Origin of the sequence: Bradyrhizobium sp. SHOUNA76, assembly GCF_023006445.1 — a bacterium.
In the GTDB taxonomy this organism is placed as follows: Bacteria; Pseudomonadota; Alphaproteobacteria; order Rhizobiales; family Xanthobacteraceae; genus Bradyrhizobium.
This window is the reverse complement of sequence record NZ_JALBHA010000247.1, coordinates 1-9,025: the sequence shown is the minus strand read 5'-3', so window position 1 is coordinate 9,025 and position 9,025 is coordinate 1. Positions and strand designations below refer to the sequence as shown.

Sequence of the window (9,025 nt, the reverse complement as noted above, 5' to 3'; positions counted from 1 at the left end):
GTGCGCTGTCGCGCTCGGCCGTGGTGCGCGGCACGCCGCAGATCCGCACCATCATGAAGCAGATCTTCGCCGAACACGCCGCGCGCGATTTCGGCCGCGCGCATGTGCTGCGCGCGTTGTCGTCCGCCATGATCGGACTGGTGGCACGCGCGCTCACGAGCGAGAGCGGGGGCAACGGCGCGGTCGAGTCGAGCCTGTTCCGCCGCTTCGAGGCGCTCCTGGAGCAGCATCATCTGGAACGCTGGAGCGTCGCGGACTATGCCGAAGCGCTGGCGGTGACGCCGACGCATCTCAACCGGATCACACGGGCGGCGACCGGAGATACCGCCTCGCACCTCATCCTCAACCGGCTGATCCGGGAGGCGCGGCGCAACCTCGTCTACACCAATTTGCCGGTCTCGACGATCGCCTACACGCTCGGCTTCGAGGACCCCGCCTATTTCAGCCGGGTCTACGCCGCAGCCACGGGAATATCGCCGCGCGCGTTCCGCGCGCAGCTCCATGGCGACGAAGGCTGATGCATCGGAGAAAGACCAAGGGCGCCTATGGTCGAAGCCACACCGCGAACGACGTTGGGCTCTCGTCGCCACTTACCTTCGTATAGAGGATCCCATCCTTTGGATGGAGCCCCTTTACCTCCGTACAATTGAGCAGGGAATGCGCACGCCTTAACGTGGCTGCATTCGGCGCGCTGGCGCTGGTGGCATGGAACCTCCCTAACCTTGGCGCAAGGCGGCCAACCCTGTCCGGTCGTCTGCGCCCCTTTTTCAGCAAAGCCATCCGCGCCGTCATTGTTTTTCCGGCCGACACACTGCGCCATTTCGGCCGAACCGTCCGGCTTTTCGTGCGGAAGTGGGGATTTTCAACGATGTCTTCGATTGAGAAGATCGCGCTCTTTATCGATGGCTCCAATCTCTATGCCACCTCCAAGGCGCTGGGTTTCGACATCGATTACAGGCGTCTGCTCGGCGAATTCCAGAGCCGAGGCACGCTGTTGCGGGCCTTCTACTACACGACCGTCATCGAGGATCAGGAGTATTCGTCAATCCGTCCCTTGATCGACTGGCTCGACTAGAACGGATATACCGTCGTCACTAAGCTCACCAAGGAGTTCATCGACGCCGCTACCGGTCGCCGCAAGGTGAAGGGCCGCATGGATGTCGACCTCGCCGTAAGCGCGATGGAGCTCGCCGAGCATGTCGATCAGATCGTGTTGTTCTCGGGCGACGGGGATTTTCGTTCGCTGGTGGAATCCCTGCAGCGCCGCGGTGTCCGCGTGACGGTCGTCTCCACACTCTCTACTTCGCCCCCCATGGTTGCCGACGACCTGCGGCGACAGGCGGACGTCTTCATCGATCTGGCAGAACTGAAACAAAAAGTGGGGCGCGACCCGACCGAACGACCGGGATCGCGCGAGATGCGTCAGACATCGCAATTTCTCGCGCGCGGAGCCATCAATCGCGGCGACCCGGTGGAGTGATCCCGGGACGGCCGGCCCCTCACACGTCGAAAAATACCGTCTCCTCCGGGCCCTGCAAATTGATCGTAAAGGAATACACGACCTTGCCGGCACGCTCGCCGCGCTTTGCGATCAGGGTCGAGCGCCGGGACGGCTGTTCGATCAGGTTGAGCACGGGGTCGGCGGCGTTGGCGGGCTCTTCATCCGAGAAATAAAGTCGCGTGTTGAGGCCGACGTTGATGCCGCGCGCGACGATCCAGACATTGACGTGCGGCGCGCATGTCCGTCCCGCCTTGTCGATGATCGCACCCGGCTTGATGGTCTCGAAGGTCACGAGACCGCTCTCGAAGTCGGAGCCGGCGCGGCCCCAGCCGCGAAACTCGTGCTCCAGTGCGCCGGCCGAGCGGTCGGCCGGATGGTTGTAGCGGCCGCTCGCATTGGCCTGCCAGATTTCCAGCAGCACGTCGCGCAGCGGCGTGCCGGTGCCGTCGAGCACCTTGCCTTCCAGCGTGATGCGCTCGCCCTGCGTGTTCGGCGTCACCAGCACGTTGGAAAAGTTCTTCTCGAAGATGTCGAATCCCGCCATCGCGGGGATCAGGCCGATATGGACGTAGGGACCGGCGGTCTGCGACGCCGTTTCCTTGAGATAGTTGAGCGGCTGCGGCATTTGCTCAGTTCCCCGCGGTGCGATTTTCAAAGTAGGTGGAGCGTTGGCCGCGCAGGACGATGTCGAAGCGGTAGGCAAGCGAGTCGAACGGCGTCGAGGCGTTGAGGTCGAGCGGTGCGACCAGGCGGTCGAGCGCATCCTTGTCGGGAATCGTCGTCAGGATCGGACAAACCGGGATCAGGGGATCGCCCTCGAAATACATCTGCGTGATCAGCCGCTGCGCAAAGCCCGAACCGAACACCGAGAAATGGATGTGGGCGGGCCGCCAGCTGTTGACGTAGTTGCGCCAGGGATAGGGCCCCGGCTTCACGGTGCGGAAATAGTAATAGCCGGTGTCGTCCGTCAGCGCGCGGCCGCAGCCGCCGAAATTCGGATCGATGGGCGCCAGATACGTGTCCTTCTTGTGCCGGTAGCGGCCACCGGCATTGGCCTGCCAGAACTCGACCAGCGTGTTCGGCACGCCGCGACCGGTTTCGTCGAGCACGCGGCCGTGGACGATGATGCGCTCGCCGACGGGATCGCCGTCCTTGGCGTAGTTGCGGATCAGATCGTTGTCGAGCGGGCCGAGATCGTTATGGCCGAACACCGGCCCTGTGATCTCCGAAACCGAGTTCTCCAGCGACAGCAGCGCTTGGCGCGGCGAGCGCAGCACCGAGGATTTGTAGCCCGGCGCATGCGCGGGCGGATGGATGGAGCGGTCGCGCTGGAAGAAGCCGCCATCGCCGAGCGGAGGCGTAAAAGGCTCGGGACGGTTGAGGCGGGGATCCCGCAAGGCTGACGCCTGGGCATTCATCGTGTCTCTCCCTGGGGCGCCCGGGTCCGGACGCGCGGCTTATCGGGAGATCATGGCGCGGTCTATTCCCCGGATAAATAGATCGATTATAATATATTGCATGAAAGAAATCGATCATTTGGCCCTCGACGGCCACGCGCTCGAACTGTTCCTTGCCGTGCTGGAGGAGGGATCGGTCACCGCGGCGGCAACAAGGCTCGGGCTGACGCAATCGGCGGTCAGTCACGGGCTGAACAAGCTGCGGCGGATCGCAGGCGATCCGTTATTCGCGAAATCCGGCCGCGGCATCGTCGCCACCGCGCATGCGCAGGCCCTCGCCGCGAAGGCACGGGCGCTGATCGACGAGATGCGGAGCTTTGCCGGCGGCGTCACGTTCGACCCGGCTCGCGGGCAGCTTTCGCTGACGATCGCCGCCAACGACTTCCAGCGCGACCTGCTGCTGCCGCGGTTCTTCGATCACGTCGCCGCGCAAGTGAAGGGCCTGAATTTGCGCGTGATCCCCTCGCAGTCGCCCTCGCCCGCGATGCTGCGCGAAAACCGCTGCGATCTCCTGATCACGCCACTGCCGCCATCCGGTGTCGATATCGTGCAGAAACGCCTTTTGAGCGATCATTACGTCTGTTACTTCGATCCCAAGATGCGCAGCGCGCCGAACGGCCGCGGTGCCTATCTCGCGGCGCGACACATCACTGTCGTCTACACCGACAATGAGCGGCTCGACTTCGACCGCCGGCTGGCGGCCAACGGTCTTCACCGCGACATCGCGATCTCGGTGCCGAGCTTTTCCGGGGTGCCGTCCTTCCTCCGCGGCTCGCAGATGCTGGCGAGCATGCCGAGCCTGCTGGCGTCTGGGGTCATGCGCGGTTTCGCGCAAACGCGGATTCCGCTGGCGTCCCGCACGCGGACGCTGGCCGAGCTGCCGATGTTCATGGTCTGGCACCAGCGCTATCAGAAAGACCCGGCCCATCGTTGGGTCAGGAGCCAGCTCGAGAGTGTCGCGGCGACGGCGGCGGGCGGCTGAACGAGGACCCCACCGAATTGTACGGCCGCCGCGTCACGCCCCGCGGACAGCTTGACAGGGTGCAATCATTGCTGCCGCCTCAAGATACCTCCGGGACCGTGGCCCCGCGGGGCGCGGGGCCGGTGACCTGCCCCTCGCCAAACCCACTGGTTGCGCAAAGGGAGCCACGCTAAAATCCCCCCATGACAGTGACTGACATTGCGAGCCGGACCTACAATCACAGCTGGCGGCTGGATCCCATCATCCGCAGCCTGCTTGATACCGATTTCTACAAGCTATTGATGTTGCAAATGATTCGGGAGTCCTACCCGAAGCAGCAGGTGACCTTCTCGGTCATCAACCGCTCGCGCCACGTCCGGCTCGCCGAGATCATCGACGAGGGCGAGTTGCGCGCCCAGCTCGACCACGCCCGCACCATCCGCTTCACCAAGAAGGAGCTGATCTGGCTTGCCGGTAACACCTTCTACGGCAAGACCCACATGTTCTCGGCGGACTTCATCCGCTGGCTGGCCGAATTCCGCCTTCCCGAGTATGAGCTGCGCAAGGTCGAGGGCCAATACGAACTGCATTTCCACGGGCCGTGGACCCACACCACGATGTGGGAAATTCCGGCGCTCGCAATCCTCAACGAGCTGCGCTCCCGCGCGGCGATCAAGGGCCGCGGCCGCTTCGAGCTCGACGTGCTCTATGCGCGCGCCAAGGCCAAGCTCTGGACCAAGGTGGAGCGTCTTCGCGAGCTGGAGAACCTGCGCCTGTCCGACTTCGGCACCCGCCGCCGTCATGGCTTTCTCTGGCAGCGCTGGTGCGTGGAGGCGGTGAAGGAAGGCCTGGGCTCGTCCTTCATCGGCACCTCCAACGTGCTGCTCGCGATGGACAACGATCTCGAGGCCATCGGCACCAATGCGCATGAGCTGCCGATGGTCGCGGCCGCGCTCGCCAAGGACGACGAGGAATTGCGCTGGGCGCCCTATCGCATTCTCGACCAGTGGCGCCAGACCTATGGCGGCAACCTCCTGATCGCACTGCCCGATGCCTTCGGCACCAAGGCCTTCCTGCGCGATGCGCCGGAATGGGTCGCCGACTGGACCGGCTTCCGTCCCGACAGCGCGCCGCCGATTCAGGCCGGCGAGGAGATCGTCGCCTGGTGGCAGAAGAAGGGCCGCAATCCCAGGGACAAGCTGCTCGTCTTTTCCGACGCGATGGATGTCGGTTCGATCGAGGAGACCTATCATCACTTTGCCGGCCGGGTGCGGCTCTCCTTCGGCTGGGGCACCAATCTCACCAATGATTTCGTCGGCTGCACGCCGGATGGCTCGTTCAATCTCGATCCGATCTCGCTGGTCTGCAAGGTGTCGTCGGTCGACGGCCGTCCCGCCGTCAAGCTCTCCGACAATCCGGAGAAGGCGACCGGTATGACCTCGGAGATCGAGCGTTACCTGCGCGTGTTCGGCGACGCCGGCCGCGTGCGCAAGCCGGTGCTGGTCTAGCAAACGGACCAGGTCTCTCTCGATCGGGTAAACCGCGCACGACGAATCCGAGGCATTAGTTCGCCGAGACCGCACCAGATCCGATTCAGCGGCATTTGAAGCGATCTGCGTATATCCACGTCACAGTGCCTTCACCCTGCGACGCAGTCCTGCGCGATTTTCAGATCGAGTTAAGCAACCATCTCCTCTACTTCGCGTTGCAGGCGCAGCGCTTCCGCTGGGGTCGTGGCGCGATTTGGGGAACGCAGGGTGTTTCGCAGAACAGCGACGTCGATGAAGGGACACAGCTTCCTTCACGTCATCAAGCTCGTCTCGCCTTTCGTGATGGTCGTCGTGCTCCAGGCGGCGATCGCGGGATTCAGTCTCGAAGTCATGTCGTCGGTTCGCGCCTATGTCGCGGGCGAAGCGATGTGGTCCCGCTCGCAGAAGAATGCCGTCTATTTCCTCAATCTCTATCTGCATTCGGGCGACGTCAGCCAGTTCACGCAATACCAGGCCTCGCTCGCCGTTCCCATCGGCGACGAGTTCGCGCGCTGGGCGATGGAGCGAGATCCGGTCGACGTCGAGGCCGCGCGCATCGGCTTCCTGCAAGGCGGCAATCATCCCGATGACGTTCCTGGATTGATCTGGCTGTTTCGCTATTTCAACCGCGTCAGCTTCCTGCAGGAAGCGATCCGCGAGTGGACCGCTACCGACCCCATGCTGCTCGAGCTGAGCGTGTTCGGTGAAGTCATCCGGTCCGAGCTGGAGAACGGCCCTGTTCGAGACATAAATCGCCTGCAATTCCTGTCGTCGCGGCTCTCCGAGCTCAACACCCAGTTCACGGTGCATGCCAAGCGCTTCTCCACCGTCCTCGGCGAAGGCTCCCGCGCCATCAAGCTGACGCTGACCGGCATCAACATCGTCACCGCCGTCACGCTGATCCTGCTCCTGATCTGGCACACCAGGCGATTGGTGCTGCAACGACAGGCGTTCGAGGACGCCCTGCATGGCGAGAAGGAACGCCTGGCCTGGCAGGCATCGCACGACTGGCTGACCGGCCTGTCTAACCGCCGCGCCTTCGAGGCCCGCCTGCAAGGCGAGCTGGACGGTGCTGCGGCGGGTCCGCTGGGACTGGTCCTGCTCGACCTCGACCAATTCAAGAACGTCAACGACACTTGCGGACACCTTGCCGGTGACCGCCTGCTCTGCCAGGTCTCGCGCCTCCTGCAACAGGATCGGCGTCCGCGTGACCTCGTGGCCCGGCTCGGCGGCGACGAATTCGGGCTGATCCTGCCGCAATGCTCCCCCGCGACTGCAGTCGATATCGCCGAACGGCTGCGGCGAGCGCTGGAGCTGCTCAACTTCGCCTGGGACGATCGCTGCTTTGCGGTGACCGCCAGCATCGGTGTCGCCTGCATCGCCGACGGCAACACCACGCTTGAGGACGCGATGCGGCGCGCCGATGCCGCCTGCTATCGCGCCAAGGAAAAGGGTCGCAACCGCGTTCAGGTCGACGGCGGGAGACTGGACGTCATCGCCGTCGCCGCCCGGCCACGCGAAGCCGTCGCAGCGCGAGGCTGATAGCCGGCGAGCCGCGTAAACGGCCCGGTTGTGGTACCCAGGTCACATTAGTCCCGAAAACGTTGCGTCTTTCGCATTTCGACACTTCGCTTTGCGCGCTGGTCCAAGAAGGCCAAGGGCTCCACCACTAAGCATGGCAACTGCCAACGTTGCGGCCGGATTCATCCGCATCGTCGAAGGAGTGTGCAGTGCCTCGGAATAATTGGATGACCTCGCCGGAGATTCGTCGTGCAAAGACGCGGCGGCGACATGCGCTCTTGAGCACCGCGATCAGCGCTCTTGCTGCAGGTACCGCGCTGCCGTGGTTCACTACTCCCGCGGCGGCGGCCTGCGTCGTTACCGGAGGTGGTTCGCAAACGTCACTCCAGTCAGGCGATTCAATCACCTGCACCGGGGCAGGCAATACGCAAGTCAAGACGGCGCCTGTGGTCAGCGGTGTGACCGTCAACATCGGCGATGGCACCGCCACTTCCGTGAACGATCCCACCTTTGCGAGCGTCGCCTTCGAAGCGGCATCCAATGGCGCGATCAATGTTTCCGGCAACGCGTCGATCGCGTCCGCGAACAGCGACGGCATTGCATTGGTCAACGGCAGCAACAGCAACGCCATCACGATTGATGCCGGTGCTGTGGTCGGAGCATCGGCCGTTGGCGCGACGGGGCTCGTCCTGTCCAATTCCAGCAATAACATTGTCGTCGTCGGAGGCAAGGTTGGAAGCCTCGCTCCCATCACCAGTGGGATTGGCATCGGAGCCGGGGCGATGAACAATCAGGTGAACATCCTGTCGGGCGGCCTCGTCTTTGCCGGCAATGGACCGGCCATCGATCTCAACGGCGCTGCCGACGGCAACACCATCAACAACGCAGGCACCGTCTCGAGCGCTTCAAATTACGCGATCTTGGGCTCGGCAAGCCAGGACACCATCATCAGCTCGGGCACGCTCAGCGGCAATTTCGCCAACAGAGCCGTGGATCTCAAGGACGGCAGCGACGTCTTCGAGCTGCGCGCAGGATCGAACATCACGGGATGGGTGCTGGGCGGTAACGGAACGGACACGCTGCGCTTGGGCGGAACGGCCAACAGCGCGTTCGACCTCGCCACATTTGGCGCTGCCAAGCAGTTCCAAGAGTTCGAGGCGCTGGAAAAAACCGGAAGCTCAACCTGGACGCTGACGGGCTCGACGACGGATACGGCGACCATGAATGTCCAGGCCGGCAACCTCATCGTCAACGGCGCGATGCCTAACGTTGCGACGACTGTCAGCGGCGGCACCCTCGGCGGCAACGGCGCCATCGGCGATCTCACCGTGCTGTCGGGCGGCAGGGTTGCACCCGGCAGTTTCGGTTCGCTCATCGCCTACGGCAACGCCACATTCAACGCCGGTTCGACCTACGCGATCTCCGTCAACGCGGCCGGCCAATCCGACAAGATTCTCGCCGTGACCGCGACGTTGAACGGCGGCACCGTCGCCGTCACCACGCTTGCCGGCGCCTACAGCCCATCGACGCAATATACGATCCTCAGCACGACGACCGGCGTCACCGGATCCTTCGCAGGCATAACGCTCAGCGGATACAATCCGCAGTTTTTCACCTCCGCCCTCAGCTCTGACGGGCTCGCCGTCTTCCTGACGCTCAATTACAACAGCAGCGCGTTCCCCACCGTCGCCCAGACGCAGAATCAGAAGGCCGTGGCCGGCACACTGAGTGCATTCGGCTCCAACCTGCCCTTCCTTTCATCTTTCGCAGGCCAGAGCGACGCCCAGCTCCGTTACAGTCTGGACCAACTCTCTGGGGAAGCCGCTACCGGCGCGCGGCAGGGAGCCTTCCAGTTCACCGGTCAATTCCTCGGCCTGATGCTCGATCCGTTCGTCAACGGACGCAGCGGTGGCGGCGTCGACGCCGGCGGCTCGGCATTCGGCTTCAGTCCAGAGCGCGTAGCGTTGCCGGACGATATCGCCCTCGCCTACAACAAGGTGCTGGGTGCGCCGGCCGCGAAGGCGCCGGCCTTTGCGGAGCGCTGGACGGCCTGGGG

7 protein-coding genes and 2 pseudogenes are annotated in these 9,025 nt (G+C 63.8%); 6 read left to right on the top strand and 3 right to left on the bottom strand.

Going from position 1 to position 9,025, the window contains the following annotated elements; translation table 11 throughout:
• A partial coding sequence (locus MOV74_RS22805; RefSeq protein ID WP_246927188.1) for a helix-turn-helix domain-containing protein occupies window positions 1–518 on the top strand: 518 nt, incomplete at its 5' end.
• A 350-nt stretch (window positions 519–868) separates the two neighbouring features.
• Window positions 869–1,480 (top strand): annotated as a pseudogene (locus tag MOV74_RS22800) (NYN domain-containing protein).
• Between the two features lie 19 nt (window positions 1,481–1,499).
• Here MOV74_RS22800 and pcaG read toward each other — a convergent pair.
• A complete protein-coding gene (gene pcaG / locus MOV74_RS22795; protein WP_246927186.1) occupies window positions 1,500–2,126 on the bottom strand; it encodes a protocatechuate 3,4-dioxygenase subunit alpha in 627 nt (208 codons plus the stop codon).
• Window positions 2,127–2,130: 4 nt separating this feature from the next.
• Complete coding sequence (gene pcaH / locus MOV74_RS22790; RefSeq protein WP_246927182.1) at window positions 2,131–2,919, bottom strand: protocatechuate 3,4-dioxygenase subunit beta; 789 nt, start codon at window positions 2,917–2,919, stop codon at window positions 2,131–2,133.
• Between the two features lie 100 nt (window positions 2,920–3,019).
• Here pcaH and MOV74_RS22785 point away from each other — a divergent pair, with 100 nt between their 5' ends.
• From MOV74_RS22785 to MOV74_RS22775, 3 genes are all read left to right on the top strand, one after another.
• Window positions 3,020–3,940 carry a LysR family transcriptional regulator gene (locus MOV74_RS22785; protein WP_246927190.1) on the top strand — a complete coding sequence of 307 codons (921 nt, stop codon included), beginning with the start codon at window positions 3,020–3,022 and terminating at the stop codon, window positions 3,938–3,940.
• A gap of 182 nt (window positions 3,941–4,122) precedes the next feature.
• A complete protein-coding gene (pncB, locus tag MOV74_RS22780) occupies window positions 4,123–5,427 on the top strand; it encodes a nicotinate phosphoribosyltransferase (RefSeq protein WP_246927180.1) in 1,305 nt (434 codons plus the stop codon).
• A gap of 249 nt (window positions 5,428–5,676) precedes the next feature.
• Window positions 5,677–6,990, top strand: coding sequence for a GGDEF domain-containing protein (locus tag MOV74_RS22775; RefSeq protein ID WP_246927178.1), 1,314 nt, complete (start codon window positions 5,677–5,679; stop codon window positions 6,988–6,990).
• 127 nt (window positions 6,991–7,117) lie between these two features.
• Here the strand turns inward: MOV74_RS22775 and MOV74_RS22770 are convergent, their stop codons facing one another.
• Window positions 7,118–7,603, bottom strand: a complete 486-nt coding sequence (locus MOV74_RS22770) for a hypothetical protein (RefSeq protein ID WP_246927176.1) — start codon at window positions 7,601–7,603, stop codon at window positions 7,118–7,120.
• Between the two features lie 148 nt (window positions 7,604–7,751).
• Here MOV74_RS22770 and MOV74_RS22765 point away from each other — a divergent pair.
• Window positions 7,752–9,025: pseudogene (locus MOV74_RS22765) on the top strand (autotransporter outer membrane beta-barrel domain-containing protein); the annotation flags it as partial.